This is a genomic window from Pseudomonas sp. AFG_SD02_1510_Pfu_092 (assembly GCF_003331055.1).
Classification (GTDB): Bacteria; Pseudomonadota; Gammaproteobacteria; order Pseudomonadales; family Pseudomonadaceae; genus Aquipseudomonas.
Genome location: NZ_PUQD01000042.1, coordinates 1 through 21,762, shown reverse-complemented (window position 1 = coordinate 21,762; position 21,762 = coordinate 1). Strand labels below are relative to the sequence as shown.

At 64.6% G+C, this 21,762-nt stretch carries 18 protein-coding genes; 14 read left to right on the top strand and 4 right to left on the bottom strand.

Annotated elements, in window-relative coordinates; genetic code table 11:
- Positions 1-20: 20 nt before the first annotated feature.
- Positions 21-1,052 (bottom strand): small ribosomal subunit biogenesis GTPase RsgA, encoded by a 1,032-nt coding sequence (gene rsgA, locus C6A77_RS17375; protein ID WP_114170572.1) that lies wholly within the window; start codon positions 1,050-1,052, stop codon positions 21-23.
- 141 nt (positions 1,053-1,193) lie between these two features.
- Between rsgA and orn the strand changes: the two genes are divergently transcribed.
- Together orn and C6A77_RS17365 are read left to right on the top strand one after the other, a co-directional pair.
- Positions 1,194-1,736, top strand: a complete 543-nt coding sequence (gene orn, locus C6A77_RS17370; RefSeq protein WP_114170571.1) for an oligoribonuclease — start codon at positions 1,194-1,196, stop codon at positions 1,734-1,736.
- A 101-nt stretch (positions 1,737-1,837) separates the two neighbouring features.
- The gene (locus C6A77_RS17365) at positions 1,838-2,449 is read left to right on the top strand and encodes a trimeric intracellular cation channel family protein (protein WP_114170570.1); all 612 of its coding nucleotides are present in this window, start codon (positions 1,838-1,840) and stop codon (positions 2,447-2,449) included.
- 195 nt (positions 2,450-2,644) lie between these two features.
- On the opposite strand, the gene queG is transcribed toward C6A77_RS17365, so the two are convergent.
- Entirely contained in the window at positions 2,645-3,709 is a 1,065-nt protein-coding gene (gene queG, locus C6A77_RS17360) for a tRNA epoxyqueuosine(34) reductase QueG (protein WP_114170569.1), read from the bottom strand.
- Positions 3,710-3,774: 65 nt separating this feature from the next.
- On the opposite strand from queG, the gene C6A77_RS17355 reads away from it, so the two are divergent.
- From C6A77_RS17355 to C6A77_RS17300, 12 genes are all read left to right on the top strand, one after another.
- Positions 3,775-4,635, top strand: coding sequence for an NAD(P)H-hydrate dehydratase (locus tag C6A77_RS17355; protein WP_114170568.1), 861 nt, complete (start codon positions 3,775-3,777; stop codon positions 4,633-4,635).
- The gene (gene tsaE, locus C6A77_RS17350) at positions 4,623-5,096 is read left to right on the top strand and encodes a tRNA (adenosine(37)-N6)-threonylcarbamoyltransferase complex ATPase subunit type 1 TsaE (RefSeq protein WP_114170567.1); all 474 of its coding nucleotides are present in this window, start codon (positions 4,623-4,625) and stop codon (positions 5,094-5,096) included. Before C6A77_RS17355 ends, tsaE begins: the two co-directional genes overlap by 13 nt.
- An 11-nt stretch (positions 5,097-5,107) precedes the next feature.
- Positions 5,108-6,538: an N-acetylmuramoyl-L-alanine amidase gene (locus C6A77_RS17345; protein ID WP_114170566.1), complete on the top strand. Its 1,431-nt coding sequence runs from the start codon at positions 5,108-5,110 to the stop codon at positions 6,536-6,538.
- Positions 6,535-8,427, top strand: coding sequence for a DNA mismatch repair endonuclease MutL (mutL, locus tag C6A77_RS17340; protein ID WP_114170565.1), 1,893 nt, complete (start codon positions 6,535-6,537; stop codon positions 8,425-8,427). Before C6A77_RS17345 ends, mutL begins: the two co-directional genes overlap by 4 nt.
- A gap of 1 nt (position 8,428) precedes the next feature.
- A complete protein-coding gene (gene miaA / locus C6A77_RS17335) occupies positions 8,429-9,400 on the top strand; it encodes a tRNA (adenosine(37)-N6)-dimethylallyltransferase MiaA (protein ID WP_114170564.1) in 972 nt (323 codons plus the stop codon).
- Positions 9,401-9,494: 94 nt separating this feature from the next.
- Positions 9,495-9,755, top strand: a complete 261-nt coding sequence (hfq, locus tag C6A77_RS17330) for an RNA chaperone Hfq (RefSeq protein WP_114170563.1) — start codon at positions 9,495-9,497, stop codon at positions 9,753-9,755.
- Positions 9,756-9,767: 12 nt separating this feature from the next.
- Positions 9,768-11,069 carry a ribosome rescue GTPase HflX gene (hflX, locus tag C6A77_RS17325; protein WP_114170562.1) on the top strand — a complete coding sequence of 434 codons (1,302 nt, stop codon included), beginning with the start codon at positions 9,768-9,770 and terminating at the stop codon, positions 11,067-11,069.
- A 96-nt stretch (positions 11,070-11,165) separates the two neighbouring features.
- Positions 11,166-12,350 (top strand): FtsH protease activity modulator HflK, encoded by a 1,185-nt coding sequence (gene hflK, locus C6A77_RS17320; RefSeq protein ID WP_114170561.1) that lies wholly within the window; start codon positions 11,166-11,168, stop codon positions 12,348-12,350.
- Positions 12,350-13,219, top strand: coding sequence for a protease modulator HflC (gene hflC / locus C6A77_RS17315; protein WP_114170560.1), 870 nt, complete (start codon positions 12,350-12,352; stop codon positions 13,217-13,219). Before hflK ends, hflC begins: the two co-directional genes overlap by 1 nt.
- 301 nt (positions 13,220-13,520) lie before the next feature.
- Positions 13,521-14,708, top strand: coding sequence for an ATP phosphoribosyltransferase regulatory subunit (locus C6A77_RS17310; protein ID WP_114170559.1), 1,188 nt, complete (start codon positions 13,521-13,523; stop codon positions 14,706-14,708).
- A gap of 56 nt (positions 14,709-14,764) precedes the next feature.
- Positions 14,765-16,057, top strand: coding sequence for an adenylosuccinate synthase (locus C6A77_RS17305; RefSeq protein ID WP_114170558.1), 1,293 nt, complete (start codon positions 14,765-14,767; stop codon positions 16,055-16,057).
- A 194-nt stretch (positions 16,058-16,251) separates the two neighbouring features.
- Positions 16,252-18,186, top strand: coding sequence for a methyl-accepting chemotaxis protein (locus C6A77_RS17300; RefSeq protein WP_114170557.1), 1,935 nt, complete (start codon positions 16,252-16,254; stop codon positions 18,184-18,186).
- Positions 18,187-18,624: 438 nt separating this feature from the next.
- On the opposite strand, the gene C6A77_RS17290 is transcribed toward C6A77_RS17300, so the two are convergent.
- Both C6A77_RS17290 and C6A77_RS17285 read right to left on the bottom strand, forming a co-directional pair.
- The gene (locus C6A77_RS17290; protein WP_114170555.1) at positions 18,625-20,190 is read right to left on the bottom strand and encodes an iron ABC transporter permease; all 1,566 of its coding nucleotides are present in this window, start codon (positions 20,188-20,190) and stop codon (positions 18,625-18,627) included.
- Positions 20,190-21,203, bottom strand: coding sequence for an extracellular solute-binding protein (locus C6A77_RS17285; protein ID WP_114170554.1), 1,014 nt, complete (start codon positions 21,201-21,203; stop codon positions 20,190-20,192). Before C6A77_RS17285 ends, C6A77_RS17290 begins: the two co-directional genes overlap by 1 nt.
- Positions 21,204-21,762 lie beyond the last annotated feature (559 nt).

Here is a 21,762-nt window from a genome sequence, read left to right as displayed (position 1 = left end):
AGAACCTGTGGCGCAAGCGGTCAGTAAGCGTCTTCCGGCAGGCTGGCGATGATCGAGCGGTAGCTGCTCATGCGCTGCGGCTTGATACGGCCTTCATCCAGCGCCTTGAGCAGCGCACAGCCCGGTTCGCGATCGTGCTTGCAGTCGCGGAAGCGGCAGGTGCCGAACAGGTCGCGGAACTCGATGAAGCCATCTTCCACATCACCGCGGCTGACATGCCCCAGGCCGAACTCGCGAATGCCGGGCGAGTCGATCAAATCGCCGCCGTTGGGGAAGTGGTACAGCCGCGCGGTAGTGGTGGTGTGGGTACCCTGGCCAGACCATTCCGACAAGTCGCCGACACGGGTGCCGGCGTCCGGCAGCAGGCTGTTGACCAGCGACGACTTGCCCACCCCCGACTGACCGACGAACACACTGATGTTGCCGTCGAGCATCTGCTGCAGGCGTTGCATGCCGTCGCCGTGGTGCGCCGAGACTTCCAGCAGCGGGTAGCCCAGCTCACGGTAGACCGCCAGCAGTGCGTGCAGGCCCGGGCCGTTGTCGTCGTCGATCAGGTCGGCCTTGTTCAGCAGCAGCAGCGGGCGAATGCCGGCATGTTCGGCTGCCACCAGGTAACGGTCGATCAGGTTGGGGTGCGGTTCCGGCGCGGGGGCGAAGACGATCACGATCAGGTCGACGTTGGCCGCCACCGGCTTCAGCTGGCCGTGGTTGTTCGGCCGGCACAGCTCGGTGCTGCGCGGCATCTGCGCGACGATCACGCCAATGCCCTGGTTGCCGGCGCGCCATACCACGCGGTCACCGGTAACCAGTGCCGGCAGGTTGGCGCGCAAGTGGCAGCGGAACACCTGGCCTGCGACTTCGCCGTCCTGGGCTTCCACTTCCACCTGCACGCCGAAGTGCGCGATCACCAGGCCCAGCTGCTCCGGCCCCAGGTCGCCACCCTCCAGTTCCTGCAGCACGTGCTGCTCACGTTTGGCCGCACGCGCAGCGCGCTCGTTCTGGATTTTTTCGATGCGCCAGTTCTGGCGGCGATTGAGCTGGCGTTTGGCCATGAAGGTTCCGTGCAAGGGGGTGTTGAAAACGGCAGGCAGTTTAGCACGCCAGGCGCCGGACCATTTCGCCTACCTGCGTGGCGTGAATGGGCGCGCCTTGGCCACTACGCTACTATGACGGCCTATATGAGGAGCCCCCGCATGCAAAACCCACAGAACCTGATCTGGATCGACCTGGAAATGACCGGCCTGGATCCGGACAGCGACGTCATCATCGAGATGGCCACCATCGTTACCGACAGCCAGCTGAACACCTTGGCCGAAGGGCCGGTGATCGCCATTCACCACAGTGACGAAGTGCTGGCGCGCATGGACGAGTGGAACACCCGCACCCATGGCGCTTCCGGCCTGACCCAGCGCGTGCGCGAAAGCAAGGTCGGCATGGCCGAAGCCGAGGCGCAGACCATTGCCTTCCTCGAGCAGTGGGTGCCGAAAGGCAAGTCGCCGATCTGCGGCAACAGCATTTGCCAGGACCGTCGCTTCCTCTACCGCCACATGCGCAACCTGGAAAACTACTTCCACTACCGCAACCTGGATGTCTCGACCCTGAAGGAACTGGCCGCGCGCTGGGCGCCAGACGTGCGTGACAGCTTCAAGAAGGGCAATACCCACCTGGCGCTGGACGACATCCGCGAATCGATCGCCGAACTGCGCCACTATCGCGAGCACTTCATCAAGGTGTGAGCCGAAAGGGCGCAGATATTGTATCTGCGCCCCCTTTTGGTGCCATGGGCAACTGGTTAGACTGCGCGCCTTTCTCGCCTGCCCCACGGAACCCCGTCGCCATGTTGTTGATGCTCTACCTCATCGCCATCACCGCCGAAGCCATGACCGGCGCGTTGTCCGCTGGCCGCCGCGGCATGGACTGGTTCGGCGTGGTGCTGATTGCCTGCGTCACCGCACTGGGCGGCGGTTCGGTGCGCGATGTGCTGCTCGGGCATTACCCGCTGACCTGGGTGAAGCACCCGGAGTACCTGGTGCTGACCAGTTGTGCGGCGCTGCTGACCATTTTCATTGCGCCGATGATGCGCCGCTTGCGCTCGCTGTTTCTGGTGCTCGATGCCCTGGGGCTGGTGGCCTTTACCTTGATTGGCTGCATGACGGCACTGGAGATGGGGCAGGGCATGCTGGTGGCGTCGATCAGTGGGGTGATCACCGGGGTGTTTGGCGGCATCCTGCGCGATATCTTCTGTAACGACATTCCACTGGTGTTCCGCCGCGAGCTGTACGCCAGCGTGTCGTTCGCGGCGGCCTGGTTCTACCTGGGCTGCGTGTATTTCAAGCTGCCGGCGGAGCAGGCGACGCTGCTGACCTTGTTTGGCGGGTTCCTGTTGCGCCTGCTGGCGATCCGCTTCCATTGGGAAATGCCCAAGTTCCACTACAACGACCAGCAGTAACGCAGTCGCGTGCGCAACCTGGCCCCTGTGGGAATTACCCAGCCCTTTGGGCTGCCCTGTCGCTTAGAGATCTGAATTCGCAAGCGGTCCGCTTACCTTGTGGGAGCGGCTTTAGCCGCGAAGAATCCAACGCGGTGCAGGGCACGGGCTTCGCCCGTGTTCGCGGGTGAACCCGCTCCCACAGGTATTGCGTAGCTACGAAACGCCGTGTTGTGCCAACGCCCACTGCACATGCTCACGCACCAGCTCCGAGGCATCCTCGCGCCGCGCTTTCAAGGCTTCGATCACCGGAATCGTCGACGGCGCATTGCCAAGCCCCACCGCCAGGTTGCGCAACCAGCGCTCGTACCCGGCCCGGCGCAACGGCCCGCCCTCGGTCTTGCGCAGGAAGGTGCGCTCATCCCACAGAAACATCTCCGCCAGTTCGGCATTCTCCAGCCCATGCCGGGGCTGGAAGTCCTGCTCCTGACTGGGCCTGGCAAAGCGGTTCCACGGGCAGACGATCTGGCAGTCATCGCAGCCGAACACCCGGTTGCCCATCTTTGCGCGCAACTCGACGGGTATCGGGCCCCGCAGCTCGATGGTCAGGTACGAAATGCAGCGCCGTGCATCCAGCAGGTAGGGCCCGACGAACGCCTGGGTCGGGCAGATGTCCAGGCAGGCCTGGCAACGCCCGCAATGTTCGCTGCTGGTGGCTTCGTCCACCGGCAATGGCAGGTCGACGAACAGCTCGGCGAGGAAGAAGTAGCTGCCCGCCTTGCGGTTCAGCAGCAGGGTGTTCTTGCCGATCCAGCCCAGCCCGGCCTGCTCGGCCAGGGCCTTTTCCAGCACCGGGGCGCTGTCGACGAAGGCGCGGTAGCCGAACGGGCCGATCGCCTCCTGAATGCGGTCTGCCAGAAACTGCACGCGCTTGCGTACCAGCTTGTGGTAGTCCCGACCCAGGGCATACCGCGAGACATAGGCCTTTTCCGGCTGGGCCAGGCGCTGCGCCATCTGCGTGTCGCCGGGCAGGTAGTCCATGCGCAGCGATACCACGCGCACCGTGCCGGGAATCAGCTGCTCGGGGTGCGCGCGCTTGCTGCCATGCGCGCCGAGGTACTCCATTTCGCCCTGGTAGCCGGCATCCAGCCAGCGCTGCAGGTGGTGTTCATGTTCGCCAAGGTCGACCCCGGCGATGCCAACGTGGGCAAAACCGAGTTCTTGGCCCCAGATCTTGATGGATTGGGCCAGTTGGGCGAGGTCAGGCGTACAGGCGGACATGGATGGGCAAGGCATTACGGGCTCAGGTGCGTATAATTCTGCCAGACATTGGAGCCTTTGACCCCATGCCACAGACCAAACACCCCAGCAACGCCCCGCAACTGCTCAGCAGCGTGACCGTCGCGCACCTGCCGGCACGGCATGCCCATGCCCATAAAGGTGACTTCGGCCACGTATTGGTGGTTGGCGGCGACCTCGGCACCGGTGGCGCGGTGTTGCTCAGCGCCGAAGCTGCGCTGCGCTGCGGCGCTGGCCTGGTCAGCGTGGCAACCCGCCCGGAGCACGTTGCCGCCGGCCTGACCCGCATGCCCGAGGCCATGTGCCTGGGGGTAGCGTCGGCCAACCAGCTGATGGGCGTGCTGGAGCGCGCCTCGGTGCTGGTGGTCGGCCCTGGCCTGGGGCAGGCGGCGTGGGGCCGCAGCCTGCTGTCGGCGGTGGCCAATGCGGCGCGCCCGCAAGTGTGGGATGCCGATGCCCTGAACCTGCTGGCGCGCACCCCGCTGGCCCTGCCCAGTGGCAGCATCCTCACCCCGCACCCGGGGGAGGCGGCGCGGTTACTGGGGATTTCCACCGAGGCGGTGCAGGCTGACCGCCCGGGCGCTGCGCGCAAGCTGGCGCGCCGTTACCACAGCGTGTGTGTGCTCAAGGGGGCCGGCACGCTGGTCGCCGACCCGGCCGGGCAGCTGATGCTGTGCGAGCGCGGCCACCCGGCGATGGCCGGTGCTGGCCTGGGCGATGTGCTGACCGGCGTGCTGGCGGCGTTGCTGGCCCAGGGCCTGGATGCCTGGCGCGCCGCAGGCCTGGGGGTATGGTTGCACGCCTGTGCCGGCGAGCGCCTGGGCGTTAAAGGTAGAGGCCTGGCCGCCAGCGATCTGGCACCGGTCATTCGTGAATTGTTGGAGGAGCATTCTGCGTGTCTGGCTTAAACCTGTTTCTGGCCGATGAAGACGCCACCGTCCGATTCGGCGCACGACTGGCCGAGGTGACCGGCGGTCGTGGTGTGATCTTTTTGGAAGGCGACCTGGGCGCCGGCAAAACCACGCTGTCGCGTGGCCTGATTCGTGGTCTGGGCCATACTGGTGCAGTGAAAAGCCCGACCTTCACCGTGGTCGAGCCTTACGAAATCGGTGAGGTGCGCGCCTTCCATTTCGACCTGTATCGCCTGGTCGATCCGGAAGAGCTGGAGTTCATGGGCATTCGTGACTATTTCGAGGGCGACCCGCTGTGCCTGTTCGAATGGCCACAAAAGGGTGCGGGCGTTTTGCCAAAGCCCGACCTGACCATTACCATAAGCCCCCAAGCGGGCGGACGCTCGCTGATCCTTTCGCCGCAGGGGGCTCGCGGCGAGGCCTGGTGCGTGGCACTGGCCGAACACTATAAACAGTAAGTGGGGTAGGTATGCGCATACGCGCACTGGTCGCCATCGTTGGGCTGCTGCTGACAACGGTGACCGTTGACGCTCTGGCCGTCACTCAAGTCAAGAGCATGCGCCTGTGGCGCGCACCGGACAACACGCGGCTGGTCTTCGACCTGTCTGGCCCCGTGCAGCACAGCGTCTTCACCCTGAGCGCACCGGATCGCCTGGTTATCGACATCAATGGCGCGACCCTGGCCGCGCCGTTGAACGTGGCCACTTCCAACACACCGATCAGCAGCGTGCGTTCGGCCCAGCGCACCCCGACCGACCTGCGGGTGGTGGTCGATCTTAAAAAGTCGGTCACCCCGAAAAGCTTCACCCTGGCGCCCAATGCCCAGTATGGCAACCGCCTGGTGGTCGACCTGTACGACCAGGAAGCCGACGCCATTGCCGCCACCGCGCCCACCCCGACACCTCCCCCGGTAGCCACGCCTGCAACCACGCCGGCGGTGCCGGTGAGCCCGGCCCAGCCTGCCATCAAGCTGCCGCCGGTACCCAGCGGCAAGCGTGACATCGTGGTTGCCATCGACGCCGGTCACGGCGGCGAAGACCCGGGCGCCTCTGGCTCGCGCGGCCAGCATGAAAAAGACATCGTGCTGCAGATCGCCAAGGAACTGCAGCGCCAGATCAACAGCGAAAAAGGCTTCCGCGCCGAGCTGACCCGTACCGGCGATTACTTCATCCCGCTGCGCAAGCGCACGGAAATCGCCCGCAAGAAGGGCGCCGACCTGTTCATCTCGATTCACGCCGATGCCGCGCCGTCCCGCGCTGCCTTCGGCGCCTCGGTGTTCGCCTTGTCCGACCGTGGTGCCACCTCCGAAACCGCGCGCTGGCTGGCCGACACGGAAAACCGCTCCGACCTGATCGGCGGTGCCGGTAACGTCAGCCTCGACGACAAGGACCGCATGCTCGCCGGTGTGTTGCTCGACCTGTCGATGACCGCTACCCTCAGCTCCAGCCTCAACGTGGGGCAGAAGGTGCTGGGCAACATGGGCCGTATCACCTCGCTGCACAAGCGGCGCGTGGAGCAGGCCGGTTTCATGGTGCTGAAGTCGCCGGATATTCCGTCGATCCTCGTTGAAACCGGGTTCATCTCGAACAACAACGAAGCCGCCAAGTTGGCCACCACCAGCCATCAGCAGGCCTTGGCCCGTTCGATCCATACCGGTGTGCGCCAGTATTTCCAGCAGAACCCGCCGCCTGGTACCTACATCGCCTGGTTGCGCGACACCGGCAAGATCGCCGCCGGCCCGCGTGAGCACACGGTGCGCCCTGGCGAGACCCTGGCGATGCTTGCCGTGCGCTACCAGGTCAGCGTCACCAGCCTGCGCAGCACCAACAGCCTCAAGACCGATGAGCTGAAGGTCGGCCAGCGCCTCGATATCCCTGCTACCACATTGGCCTCGCAATGACGGGTGGTTCGCGTATCCAGCTGCTCAGCCCGCGGCTGGCCAACCAGATTGCCGCCGGCGAAGTGGTCGAGCGGCCGGCTTCGGTCGCCAAGGAATTGCTGGAGAACAGCCTCGATTCCGGCGCCCGGCGCATCGATGTGGAAGTGGAGCAGGGCGGGGTCAAGCTGCTGCGGGTGCGTGACGATGGCAGCGGCATTTCCGCCGACGACTTGCCGCTGGCCCTGGCCCGTCACGCCACCAGCAAAATTCGCGAACTCGAAGACCTTGAAGGCGTGCTGAGCCTGGGCTTCCGTGGCGAGGCGCTGGCGTCGATCAGCTCGGTGGCGCGCCTGACCCTGACTTCGCGTACCGCCAGTGCTAGCGAAGCCTGGCAGGTAGAAACCGAAGGCCGTGACATGCTCCCGCGGGTGCAGCCGGCGGCGCACCCGGTAGGCACATCGGTGGAAGTGCGTGACCTGTTTTTCAATACCCCGGCGCGGCGTAAGTTCCTCAAGGCCGAGAAAACCGAATTCGATCACCTGCAGGAAGTGATTCGCCGGCTGGCGCTGGCGCGCTTCGATGTCGGCTTCCACTTGCGGCACAACGGCAAGAGCGTCCTCAGCCTGCACGAAGCGCATGACGATGTAGCCCGTGCGCGCCGCGTGGGTGCCATCTGCGGCCCGGGCTTCATGGAGCAGGCGCTGCCAATCGATGTCGAACGCAACGGCCTGCGCCTGTGGGGTTGGGTCGGTTTGCCGACGTTCTCGCGCAGCCAGGCAGACCTGCAATATTTCTTTGTCAACGGCCGGGCGGTGCGCGACAAGCTGGTCGCCCACGCCGTGCGCCAGGCCTACCGCGATGTGCTGTTCAATGGCAGGCACCCGACCTTCGTGCTGTTCCTCGAACTGGAGCCCAACGGCGTCGACGTCAACGTGCACCCGACCAAGCACGAAGTGCGTTTCCGCGAGGGGCGCTCGGTGCACGACTTCCTTTATGGCACCTTGCACCGTGCCCTGGCCGATGTGCGCCCGGAGGACCAGCTGGCCGCGCCTGCCGCAGTGCCTGAGGTGGTCCGCGCCACTGGTCAGCTGGTGGGTGAGTTCGGCCCGCAGGGCGAGATGCGCCTGGCTTCGCCAGTGCTCGAGCAGCCCCCGCAGCAGGCGTTTGCCAGTGGCGGCAGTGGCGCCGGCTACCAGTACCAGTACACGCCGCGCCCTTCGCAGCCGCTGCCGGCCGCCGAGGCGCAAGCGGTGTACCGCGAGTTCTACAAGCCGCTGGACAACGCGGCAGCACCGGCGACGGCGCTGCCGGAAAGCCAGGGTGACATTCCCCCGCTGGGCTACGCGCTGGCACAGCTCAAGGGCATCTACATCCTGGCCGAGAACGCCGTCGGCCTGGTACTGGTCGACATGCACGCCGCTCACGAGCGCATCATGTACGAGCGCCTGAAGCTGGCCATGGCCAGCGAAGGCCTCAGTGGTCAGCCGCTGCTGGTGCCGGAGACCCTGGCGCTGAGCCAGCGCGAAGCCGACTGCGCCGAAGAGCACGCGCAGTGGTTCCAGCGCCTGGGCTTCGAGTTGCAGCGCCTGGGCCCGGAGACCTTGGCGATCCGCCAGATCCCGGCCCTGCTCAAGCAGGCCGAGGCCAACCGCCTGGTGCAGGATGTGCTCGCCGACCTGATGGAATACGGCACCAGCGACCGTATTCAGGCGCACCTCAACGAGCTGCTCGGCACCATGGCCTGCCACGGCGCGGTGCGCGCCAACCGGCGCCTGGCGATCCCCGAGATGAATGCCCTGCTGCGCGACATGGAAAACACCGAGCGCAGTGGCCAGTGCAACCATGGCCGTCCCACCTGGACCCAGATGGGCCTGGACGACCTGGACAAACTCTTCCTGCGCGGTCGATGAAATGAGCGGCAAACCCCCTGCAATATTCCTCATGGGCCCGACGGCGGCCGGCAAGACCGACCTGGCCATCGAGCTGACCAAGGTCATGCCGTGCGAGCTGATCAGCGTCGATTCCGCGCTGGTCTACCGCGGCATGGACATCGGCTCGGCCAAACCGTCGAAAGAAATCCTCGCCGCGCACCCGCACCGGCTGATCGACATCCGTGACCCGGCCGAGAGCTATTCGGCCGCGCAGTTCCGTACCGATGCCCTGGCGGCCATGGCCGAGATCACCGCGCGCGGCAATATCCCGCTGCTGGTGGGCGGCACCATGCTCTATTACAAGGCATTGATCGACGGCCTGGCCGACATGCCGGCAGCCGATGCCGCGGTGCGTGCCGAGCTGGAAGCCCAGGCCGAAGCGCTGGGCCTGGCCGAGCTGCACCGCCAGCTGGCCGCAATCGACCCCGAGTCGGCGGCGCGTATCCACCCCAACGACCCGCAGCGGCTGATCCGGGCGCTGGAGGTGTACCGGGTGAGTGGCGAAAGCATGACGTCCCATCGTCAACGTCAATTCGCGGAAAGTCGCGGCGCAGACGCAGGCGCTGGCGGGCATTTGCCCTATACTGTCGCCAGTTTGGCGATTGCTCCTACAGATCGTCACATTTTGCATCAGCGAATTGCGTTACGATTTTCACAGATGCTGGAACAGGGCTTCGTCGACGAGGTCCGATCGCTGCGAGCCAGAAGTGACTTGCACGCCGGGCTGCCGTCTATACGGGCAGTGGGGTATCGGCAGGTCTGGGATTACCTGGACGGCAAGCTGACTGAGAATGAGATGCGCGAACGCGGTATCATTGCCACCAGACAGCTGGCCAAACGGCAGTTCACCTGGTTGCGCGGTTGGCCTGAAGTACACTGGCTTGACAGCCTGGCCTGCGACAATCTGTCCCGCAGCTTGAAATACCTTGGGGCCATCTCCATATTGAGCTGAGTCCCTGCTGATTGCCGTCTATTCTTGCGAAGGGGCGGCCTAATTTATCGATTTTCTTGATTTTCTATTATTTATCCTTACAGGAGTGCGGCATATGTCAAAAGGGCATTCGCTACAAGACCCTTACTTGAACACCTTGAGAAAAGAAAAGGTCCCGGTATCCATCTACCTGGTCAACGGCATCAAGCTGCAGGGTTCGATCGAGTCTTTCGACCAGTTCGTGGTACTGCTGAAGAATACCGTCAGCCAGATGGTCTACAAGCACGCCATTTCGACCGTGGTACCTGCCCGTCCGGTTCGCCTGCCAAGCCCATCCGATGCCGAGCACGGTGACAGCGAGCCAGGCAACGCCTGATAGGAGCCTGCATTGTTCTTTGAGCGCCACGGTGGTGGTGAGCGGGCGTTGCTCGTTCACTTGGAAGGTCAGAACCCTGAGGCGCGCGAAGACCCGCAGGAGTTTCAGGAGCTGGCATTGTCGGCCGGTGCCGACATCGTCTCGTTGGTCACGGTGACAAGGCATCAGCCTTCCGCCAAATACCTGATTGGCAGTGGCAAGGTCGAGGAGTTGCACGACCTGGTCCATGCCGAACAGGTAGACCTGGTGATTTTCAATCACACCCTCACGCCCAGCCAGGAGCGCAACCTCGAACGCGTGTTCGAGTGCCGTGTGCTCGATCGTACCGGGCTGATTCTCGACATCTTCGCCCAGCGGGCGCGTACCCATGAAGGCAAGCTGCAGGTCGAACTGGCCCAGCTCGAGCACATGAGCACGCGGCTGGTACGCGGCTGGACGCACCTCGAGCGGCAGAAGGGCGGTATCGGCTTGCGCGGCCCGGGTGAAACCCAGCTGGAAACCGACCGCCGCCTGCTGCGGGTGCGCATTCGCCAGATCAAGTCACGCCTGGAGAAGGTGCGCAGCCAGCGCGAGCAGGCGCGTCGCGGGCGCAAGCGTGCGGACATCCCTTCGGTGTCGCTGGTGGGTTATACCAACGCCGGCAAGTCGACACTGTTCAACGCCCTGACCGAATCCGAGGTGTATGCCGCGGATCAGCTGTTCGCCACTCTCGACCCGACCCTGCGCCGGCTCGAGCTGAACGACCTGGGGCCGATCGTGCTGGCCGACACCGTGGGCTTCATTCGCCACCTGCCGCACAAGCTGGTCGAGGCATTTCGGGCTACGCTCGAAGAGTCGAGCAACTCCGACCTGTTGCTGCATGTGATCGACGCCCATGAGCCAGAGCGCATGGAGCAGATCGAGCAGGTGCTGGCGGTGTTGGGCGAGATTGGTGCCGAAGGGTTGCCGATCCTCGAGGTGTATAACAAACTCGACCTGCTCGAAGATGTCGAGCCGCAGATCCAGCGCAATGCCGATGGCAAGCCGGAACGGGTCTGGGTATCGGCACGTGACGGGCGTGGCCTGGAGCTGGTTGGCCAGGCGATTGCCGAGTTGCTGGGGGATGATCTGTTTGTCGGTACCCTGTGTCTGGAGCAGCGTTTTGCCCGCTTGCGCGCGCAATTCTTTGCCCTGGGTGCCGTGCAGGGTGAAGAGCATGATGAAGAAGGGCGCAGCCTGCTGAGCGTGCGCCTGCCCAGGGTCGAACTGAATCGCCTGGTCAGCCGCGAAGGCATGGAGCCGCAAGTGTTTGTCGAGCAACACACTTTGCAATAAATGCCCGTCGAGGTCGCCGGGCAGCAGTGACAAGCATTCTGTAGCATTGGACGGCGCGCCGTGGGCGCGTCTTTGCTTTATCAGATGGAGAGCGCTATGGCTTGGAACGAGCCGGGTGGCAACTCGAACAATCAGGACCCCTGGGGCGGTCGTCGTAATGGCGGCGGCGGCGGTGGTGGGGACAAGAAAGGTCCGCCGGATCTGGACGAGGCCTTCCGCAAACTGCAGGACAGCCTCAATGGCATGTTCGGCGGTGGCAAGAAACGTGGCGGCGGTGACCGCAATGTCGGCAAGGGCGGTGGCCTTGGCCTGCTGGGCATCGGCCTGGCAGTGCTGGCCGCAATCTGGCTGTACAGCGCCGTGTACGTGGTCGACGAGCAGGAGCAGGCCGTGGTGCTGCGCTTCGGCAAGTACTATGAGACGGTCGGTCCCGGCCTGAACATCTACTTCCCGCCGATCGATCGCAAGTACATGGAAAACGTCACGCGCGAGCGTGCTTACACCAAGCAGGGCCAGATGCTGACCGAAGACGAGAACATCGTCGAGGTGCCGCTGACCGTCCAGTACAAGATCAGCAACCTGCAGGACTTCGTGCTCAACGTCGACCAGCCTGAGGTCAGCCTGCAACACGCGACCGACAGTGCCCTGCGCCACGTGGTGGGTTCCACCTCGATGGACCAGGTGCTGACCGAAGGCCGTGAGCAGATGGCCGTGGATATCCGTGAGCGTCTGCAGCGCTTCCTCGACACCTACCGTACCGGTATCACCGTTACCCAGGTCAACGTACAGAGCGCGGCAGCCCCGCGTGAAGTGCAGGAAGCCTTCGACGACGTGATCCGTGCCCGCGAAGACGAGCAGCGTGCCCGCAACCAGGCCGAGTCCTACGCCAATGGCGTGGTGCCGGAAGCCCGTGGTCAGGCCCAGCGCATCATCGAGGACGCCAACGGTTACCGTGACGAAGTCATTGCCCGCGCCAAGGGTGAGGCCGACCGCTTCACCAAGCTGGTCGCCGAGTACCGCAAGGCCCCTGACGTAACCCGTCAGCGCCTGTACCTGGAGACCATGCAGGAGGTCTACAGCAATTCGAGCAAGGTCATGGTGGCGACCAAGGATGGGCAGAACAACCTGCTCTACCTGCCGCTGGACAAGATGGTCGAAGGCAGCCGCAACCCGTCCGCGCCGACTACCAGCGTGTCGCCATCGGTCAACGATGCGGCCGCACGTGCCGCGCAGGACCTGCAACAGCAACAGCCGCCACTGCGTACTAGGGAGAGCCGCTGATGAGCAACAGATCGCTGATCGCCCTGATCGCCGCCGTGGTCCTGGCCATCGTCGCCTGGAACAGCTTCTACATCGTGTCCCAGACCGAACGTGCGGTACTGCTGCGTTTCGGTAAGGTGGTCCAGGCCGATGTCCAGCCTGGCATGCATGTGAAGATTCCGTACGTGAACCAGGTGCGCAAGTTCGACGCCCGGCTGATGACCCTCGACGCCCCGACCCAGCGGTTCCTGACCCTGGAAAAGAAAGCGGTGATGGTCGATGCCTACGCCAAGTGGCGCGTCAAGGACGCCGAACGCTTCTACACCGCCACTTCCGGCATGAAGCAGATCGCCGACGAGCGTCTGTCGCGTCGTCTGGAAAGCGGCCTGCGTGACCAGTTCGGTAAACGCACCCTGCACGAGGTGGTTTCCGGTGAACGTGACGCGCTGATGGCTGACATCACTGCATCGCTGAACCGCATGGCCGCAAAGGAACTGGGTATCGAAGTGGTCGACGTCCGCGTCAAGGCCATCGACCTGCCGAAGGAAGTCAACCGCAGCGTGTTCGACCGCATGAGCACCGAGCGTGAGCGTGAGGCCCGCGAGCACCGCGCCAAAGGTAACGAGCTGGCTGAAGGTATCCGTGCCGATGCCGACCGTCAGCGCCGTGTGCTGCTGGCCGAAGCCTACCGTGAAGCAGAAGAAACCCGCGGTGACGGCGACGCCCAGGCGGCCGCCATCTACGCCAAGGCCTACACCCAGGACGCTGATTTCTACGCGTTCCACCGTAGCCTGCAGGCGTACCGCGAGAGCTTCTCGAGCAAGAGCGACGTGCTGGTCCTGGACCCGAAGAACGAGTTCTTCCGCTACCTGGACAAGAGCAAGCCGTGATGCTCAGGCCCTGACTTTCATGCAGCAGCGCCCCGCCTGGCAGCTAAAACACCAGGCGGGGTGCATCCTGAATGAAAAGGGGTGTATGATGAGGCAGCCGGGAAATTTCCCGGCTTTTTTGCGTCTGCAAGGTTGATTGGCAAACCGCCAGTTGACGGTTTGGTCAGGTCGCAAGGCAATTCGAGGGTGTCGGGTACGGTGGCTGCGCTGGGATCAGTGCTGCCCGCTGCTGTGCGCGATACCGGCTTTACTGACGGCTGGCCTGCTGGCAAGCCGCCCGGACCAGAGGGGAAATGGCGTAATGGCAACGGTAGACCGCTGGCTGCTGCCAGATGGCATCGAGGAAGTACTGCCACCTGAGGCTGCGCGCATCGAAATCGCGCGTCGCCAGGTGTTGGACCTGTTCCAGAGTTGGGGCTACGAACTGGTCGTCACCCCGCATATCGAGTACCTGGAGTCGCTGCTCACCGGCGCCGGCCAGGACCTGGACCAGCGCACCTTCAAGGTGGTGGACCCGCAGTCCGGCCGCCTGATGGGCTTCCGCGCCGACTTCACCCCGCAGGTGGCGCGCATCGACGCCCACACCCTGCGCCGTGAAGGCCCGAGCCGCCTGTGCTACGCCGGCAGCGTGCTGCACGCGCAGCCGCGGGCATTGTCCACCTCGCGCAGCCCGATCCAGCTGGGTGCAGAGCTGTACGGCGATGCCAGCCCTACCAGCGATGTCGAAGTCATCAGCCTGATGCTCGCCACGCTGCAACTGACCGATGTGCCGGATGTGCACATGGACCTCGGCCATGTCGGTATCTACCGCGGCCTGGCCCGTGCTGCCGGCCTGTCCGGTGCAGTCGAGCAGCAGCTGTTCGACGCCCTGCAGCGCAAGGCCGTCGATGAAGTGCAGGCGCTGACCGCCGACCTGCCGAAGGACCTGGGCAACATGCTGCGCGCGCTGGTCGAGTTGTGCGGTGGCCGTGAAGTGCTGGCCGAAGCCCGTGTGCGCCTGGGGCGTGCCCCGGCCAGTGTACTGGCAGCGCTGGACGACCTGTTGGCGATCGCCGATCGCCTGGCGTCGCGCTTCCCCGAGCTGCCGCTGTACTTCGACCTCGGCGAGCTGCGCGGTTACAACTATCACACTGGCGTGGTGTTCGCCGTGTTCGTGCCGGGCGAAGGCCAGTCGATCGCCCAGGGCGGGCGCTACGACGACATCGGCGCCGACTTCGGCCGGGCCCGCCCGGCCACTGGTTTCTCCACGGATTTGAAGACCCTGGTCACACTGGGGCGAGCGGAGGTCGTATTGCCAACTGGCGGCATCTGGATGCCGGACAGTGGCGACGCGGCCCTCTGGCAGCAAGTCTGCCAGTTGCGCAACGAGGGCCAGCGTGTGGTCCAGGCCCTGCCTGGCCAGCCGTTGAGTGCTGCTCTCGAGGCGGATTGTGATCGGCAATTGATTCAGCAAGACGGGCGCTGGCAGGTTCTGCCGCTGGCCCACTGAGTTTCTGCGCCGGCAACAGGCCGGCAACCAAGTTTGCGTGAATGAGGACCAATGTAATGGGTAAGAATGTCGTCGTCCTGGGCACCCAGTGGGGTGATGAGGGCAAAGGCAAGATCGTCGATCTGCTGACCGAACATGCTGCCGCCGTAGTGCGCTACCAGGGTGGCCACAACGCGGGTCACACCCTGGTGATCAACGGTGAAAAGACCGTTCTGCACCTGATTCCATCCGGTATCCTGCGTGAAGGCGTACAGTGCCTGATCGGCAACGGCGTGGTCGTTGCCCCGGATGCCCTGATGCGTGAAATCACCAAGCTCGAAGAGAAGGGCGTACCGGTGCGCGAGCGCCTGCGCATCAGCCCGGCTGCACCGCTGATCCTGTCGTATCACGTTGCCCTGGACCAGGCCCGCGAAAAAGCCCGTGGCGAAGCCAAGATCGGTACCACCGGCCGTGGCATCGGCCCAGCCTACGAAGACAAGGTCGCACGCCGCGGCCTGCGCGTGGGCGACCTGTTCCACCGCGAGCGTTTCGCCGCCAAGCTGGGTGAGCTGCTGGACTACCACAACTTCCAGCTGGTGAACTACTACAAAGAGCCGGCCATCGACTTCCAGCAGACCCTGGACGAGTGCATGGCCTATGCCGAACAGCTCAAGCCGATGATGCTCGACGTCACCGCCGAGCTGCACAATCTGCGCCGTGCCGGCAAGGACATCATGTTCGAAGGCGCCCAGGGCTCGCTGCTGGACATCGACCACGGTACCTATCCGTACGTCACCAGTTCCAACACCACCGCTGGCGGTATCTCCACCGGTTCCGGCGTTGGCCCGATGTACCTCGACTACATCCTCGGTATCACCAAGGCCTACACCACTCGCGTCGGTTCCGGTCCGTTCCCGACCGAACTGTTCGACGAGACTGGCGCTACCCTGGCCAAGCGTGGTCACGAGTTCGGCTCCACCACGGGCCGTGCCCGCCGTTGCGGCTGGTTCGATGCCGTCATCCTGCGTCGCGCCATCGACGTCAACAGCATCTCGGGCATCTGCCTGACCAAGCTGGACGTACTGGACGGCCTGGAAACCATCAACATCTGCGTTGGCTACAAGAACGAGAACGGTGCTGTCATCGACGCGCCTTCCGATGCCGACAGCTACATCGGCCTGGAGCCGGTGTACGAAGAGATGCCAGGCTGGAGCGAATCGACCGTGGGCGTGAAAACCCTGGAAGACCTGCCGGCCAACGCCCGCGCGTACATCAAGCGCATCGAAGCGCTGATCGGTGCACCGATCGACATCATCTCCACCGGCCCGGACCGCAACGAGACCATCGTGCTGCGTCACCCGTTCGCCTGATCGCCTGCCGGCTGATCTGACGCCGTGGCCCTGAAAGGGGCTGCGGCGTTTTCATTTGTGGGGTATGCCAGTACAGGAAAGCCCATTGCTAGACCTTGGCGTATTTCCCTGCTGCCTCCGGCACAACCCTTGCTGTAAGAAGTTTCTGACGATGCCATCAAAGTAGTGGCGCCAGAAAACACGAGGGTTACACCGTGTCTGCCATCCTTTCACTGTTACGAAGCCGCCTTTTGCGGCCTGTGTTTGTTGCCCTTGGTATCGCGCTTTTGGTGCAGGTACTGGTCGCCGTTGCGCTCACCCGCAGCACGGTCACCGCCCTGGAAGCCGACCTGGGCGAGCGTCTGGGCAATGACAGCCGTCAACTTGCCGGCGAACTGGAGCAGGCCGGGCAGGATGTACGCTCGGGCCTTGACAGTTTGTCCAGCAGTACCCGCCAGCGCCTGAGTGCCGGTTTGTCCGCGCGCCTGCAGAGCGAGCAGCAGCAGTTGCGCAGCACCCTGGAAAAGAACCTCAAGGACTCCGCCAACGACATGGCCGAGCTGCTCGCCTCGGTCGCTCCGCGAGCGATCTGGGACAACGATGTACCAGTGCTCTCCGACTTCGCCCGCCGCGCCCAGCGCAACCCCAACGTGTTGTTCGTGGTCTACGACGATGCCCAGGGGCAGCACCTGACGCGCTACCTGAACCGGCAAAACCCGATCAACCAGGCGCTGATGGACAAGGGTCAGGGCGAGCGCGCGCTGGACAAGGTGATCGATGCCGCCCGGCGTGACCCGGCGGTGTACTTCGTCGAAGCCTCGATCAACCCCAACGGCGCAGAAATCGGCAAGGTGGTGATGGGTGTTTCAACGGCCGGCATCGACCAGGAACTCAAGGCCCTCGACCAGCGCTTCGCTGCCCTGATCGCCAGCGGTGAACAATTGGTGGGCGACAGCCTGGTGGCTGCCGCAGCCGACAGTGGCAAGACCCTGCGCGAACGCCTGGAGAAGGCACAAGGCAGCGCTGCCGCGATGCAGGCCAATACTGCGCAGACCGTGCGCGATGCGGCTGGCGAGCTGCGCTGGCGCATCGGCCTGGGCCTGGTGCTGGTCGGCCTCGGTGTATTGCTGGTGGTGGCGGTGGTGTTGGGCCGCCGGGTGCTGAGCAAGCTGCGCCTGCTGATTGCCGCGCTGGATGACCTGGCGGCAGGCGAGGGCGACCTGACCAAGCGCGTGCCGCTGGACAGCCGCGACGAGATCGGCGACATGGCGTCGGCGGTGAACCGCTTCGTCGACAAGCTGCAACCCATCGTGCGCGAGGCGGGCGAAGTGGCGCAGCGCACGGGCGTGGAGATTGGCGCGATGGCCCAGCGCAATGCCGGCGCCGATGCCGCCGCCGCGCTGCAGCGCGATGAAGTGGCGGCCAGCCTGCGCGATCTGTCGAGCATGGCTGACGAAGCCCAGGCCGAAAGCCATGCGATGCAGGCGGCGCTGCAGCAAGTGGTGGATATCCGTCAGGCAACCGACGAAAACAGCCGTACCTCGACCCAGCTGGCCGGTTTGATCGAAAACCTGGCCGGGCAGGTGGATGCCGGTTCGCAGGTGATCGAGCGCCTGGCCAAGCAGAGCGAGCAGATCGAGGTGGTGTTGACGGTGATTCACGGGATTGCCGAACAGACCAACCTGCTGGCACTGAATGCCGCCATCGAGGCGGCCCGGGCTGGGGAAACCGGGCGTGGTTTTGCCGTGGTGGCGGATGAGGTGCGGGCCCTGGCGAGCAAGACGCAAAGCTCCACCGGGGATATCCAGGCGCATATTGCCGCGCTGCAGAAAGGCGCCAAGGAAGCCGTGGCCACCATCGGCCAGGCTGGGCTCAAGGCCAGCGAAGGGCTGCTGGTGCTGCGTGACAACGAGCGTCGCCAGCAGTCGGTGCAGGCGGCGGTGGAGCAGGTGCATGCGGCCATCGGCCTGGCTACCCGCGCCGCCGAGCAGCAGGCGAGCGGGGCGCAGGCGGTACGTGGGCGGGTGGAAACCATCCATGCCCAGGCCGAACGCTCGGCGCAAGTGGTGATGCAGACCACGGCCAGCAGCAAGGTGCTGGATGACCTGGCCGCGCAACTGCGCGCGAGCCTGGGGCAGTTCAGGGCATAGGTATTCTCGGGGACACCGCAACCCCTGTGGGAGCGGGTTCACCCGCGAAGAAGACAGCGCGGTGGGTGGCACCGGCTGCGCCGGTGTTCGCGGGTGAACCCGCTCCCACAGGTACCGCGTGAACCCCGGCCTGCCCCGTCCCTATGTGGGAGCGGCCACGGCCGCTCCTACAGGTACCGCGTGAACCCGGCCTGCGCTGTCCCCATGTGGGAGCGGGCAAGCCCGCGAAGCAGGCGACGCGGTGCATGGCACCGGCTGCGCCGGTGTTCGCGGCCGCGGCCGCTCCCACAGGTGCCGCGTGAACCCCGGCCTGCGCCGTCCCCATGTGGGAGCGGGTTCACCCGCGAAGCAGGCGACGCGGTGCAGGGCACCGGCTGCGCCGGTGCTCGCGGCCACGACTGCTCCCACAGGTACCGCGCAAGCCGGGGGTAGGGCAGATCAGGCCTTGTTAAGGTACATCCGCGTTGTCAGCAGATAAACCGGCAACCCCGACACCACGATCAGCAACGCCGCATAAGGCGCCGCCGCAGCGAACTCGACGTTGGCCGTGTGCGCCCACACCTCGGTGGCGAGGGTGGTCATGCCGGTGGGGCTGAGCAGCAAGGTCGCCGTCAGCTCCTTCATGGCATCCAGGAACACCAGGGCGAACGCCGCGGCCATTGCCGGGAAGATGATCGGCAAGGTCACCCGGCAGAACGCGGCAAAGCTGCTCGCACCCAAGGTTCGCGCGGCTTCTTCAAGCGTCGGTGAAGCTTTGTTCAGCGCGGTGCGCACCGGCGATTGCGCCAGCGGCAGAAACAGCAGCGCATAGGCCAGCAGCAGCAAGGCCGTGGTCTGGTACAGCGCCGGCACATAGTGCAAGGCGAAGAACACCAGGGTCAGGGCAATCACCAGGCCGGGCAGGGCGTGCAGCAGGTACGGCAGGCGTTCGGCCCAGATCGCCAGGCGGCCCTTGTAGCGCACCACCAGGAAACTGATCGGCAAGGCCAGCAGCACGCAGAAGCCGGCGCCGCCAAGCGAGACCGACAACGAGGTGAACAGCGCCTTGGAGATGGCTGCCACCGGGAATGCCGCCGACGAACCCACGCTCAGCCAGTAGCCCAGCATGGCCAGCGGAATACCGCTGCCCAGCACCGCCAACAGCAGGCAGAACAGCTGCGCCAATACTGCCCAGCCACGCAGCCGTACCGGTTGCGCGCGCCGGGCCACACCTTGGCCGATGCGCACATGGCGAGCCTTGCCGCGTACCCGCAGCTCCAGCCACAGCATCACCAGGCACAGCGCGAGCAGTACGGCAGACAGCATGGCCGCGTTGGCATTGCTGAACTCCAGTTCGAACTGCTGGTAGATCGCCGTGGTGAAGGTCTGCAGGCCGAGAATCGACAGTGCGCCGAATTCCACCAGCATGTGCAGGGCGATCAGCAACGCGCCGCCGAGCATCGACGGCCACAGCAGCGGCAAGGTGACCTTGATGAACACGCCCCAACGGCTGCAACCCAAGGTGCGCGCCGACTCCTCCAGCGAGGTGTCGAGGTTGCGCAGGGTGGCGGCCACGGGCAGGAACACCAGCGGGTACTTGGACAGGGCCATGACCAGGATCGCTCCGCCCAGGCCTTCGAAGTCCGAGCTCAGCGATACCCAGGTGAAACTGCTGACGAACGACGGTACGGCGAACGGCAGGCACAGCACCACGCCCCATAGCCGGCGGCCGGCCAGGTTGCTGCGCTCCAGCAGCCAGGCCAGGGCCAGGCCGACCACCATGCAGGTCAGCGTCACCCCGACCATCAGCATCAGGGTGTTGCGCATCAGCCCCCAGACAAACGGCCGCCACAGCAGGTGCAGGGCTTCGCGCCAGCCGGCTTCCCAGGCTTTGATGGCGACATACAACAGCGGCAGCAGGCTCATCGCCACCAGGAACAGCACCGGCAGCACCACCCAGATGGACGGGCGCTTGCGGCGCGGTACGAAGCGTGCCGGCACCGGCTCGGACAGGGCGGCAGTCATCAGAGCAGGCCGACCTCGCGTTCAAGCTCGATGGCTTCCTCGGCATTGCCCAGGTCAGCCGGCGAGATCTTTGGCGGGCGCAGCTCTTCGAACGGTTTCAGGCCGCGATCGGAAACCATGCCCTTGTGCAGTGGGTATTCGGCGGTGGTCTGGGTGATCACCCGCTGGCCTTCTTCGCTGGCCATCCAGTTGAGCAGGGCCTGGGCTTCCTTCGGGTGCTTGCTGGCTTTTACCGCCCCAGCGCCGGAGATGGTCACCAGGTTGCCAGCGTCGCCGTCAGCCAGGTAGTACAGCCTGGAATCGAGCTTGCCGCGCTCGCGCTCGAGGGCGTACCAGTAGTAGTTGTTTACCAGTACGGCGGCGACTTCGCCTTTTTCCACGGCTTTCAGTGCGACCATGTTGTTGGTGTAGGTCTTGCCGAAGGCTTTCAGGCCGGTCAGCCATTCTTCGGTGGCTTCACGGCCGTGCATTTTCAGGATGGCCACAGCCTGTTCCTGGAAGGCCCCGCTGGTGGGTACATAACCGACGCGGCCGTCCCATTCAGGGCCGGCGAAATCCATGACCGTGGTCGGCAGGTCTTTTTCGTCGATTTTCTTCGGGTTGTACACCACCACGCGGGTGCGTGCGGTGACGCCCATCCAGGTGCCGTTTGCGCCCACGTATTCCTTGGGCAGCATGTTCAGCGTGGCGTCGTCGATCTTCGCCAGCAGGCCCAGCTCGCCGAGGTTGTTCAGCGGCGGGGACTCTTCGGTGTAGATGATGTCGGCGGGCGAGCGCTCGCCTTCCTCGATGATCTGGCTGGCCAGCTGGTTGCTGCTGCCCTTGCGGATATTGATGTGGATACCGGTCTTGGCCTCGTAGGCCTTGGCGATGGCTTCGCCGATTTCCTTGTGCTGACCGTTGTACATGGTCAGGGTGACCGGTGCGTCTGCCATGGCGGCCGGTGCGCCGATGACCAGGCTCAGCACGGCGGCGGCCAAGATACGCATCAGCGGTTGCGGGCGGATCGTCATGCGGGTACTTCCTCGCTTACGGCTACATATTTGGAAACAATGGTAAACGAAATCGTTTCTCAAGTGGCCGGGTGAGGAGAAATTCATGGTCAGACCAAGGTGCAAGAGCTTGAAGGTGGGTTGGCTGTGCTGGCCTCTTCGCGGCTAAAGCCGCTCCCACAGTGGGGCACAGGTATCGAGGAGAGTGAAAATACCTGTGGGAACAACTGTCTTGCTCAATTTTTGAAACATTGGCGTTAACTCTGTGGGAGCGGGCGCGCCCGCGAACACCGGCGCAGCCGGTGCCATCCACCGCGCCGCCTGTTTCGCGGGCATGCCCGCTCCCACAGGATTGGCGTGGCCTGTGGGCCGTGTGCAATACCTGTGCGAGCAACTGTCTTGCTCAATTTTGAAACATTGGCGCCAACTCTGTGGGAGCGGGCGCGCCCGCGAACACCGGCGCAGCCGGTGCCAGCCACTGCGTCGCCTGCTTCGCGGGCATGCCCGCTTGTATGGTTAGACTTGAAGGGGTGGTGGGACTAAATGCCCGATTCTGACTGTTCGCAGCAGTACAGACTGT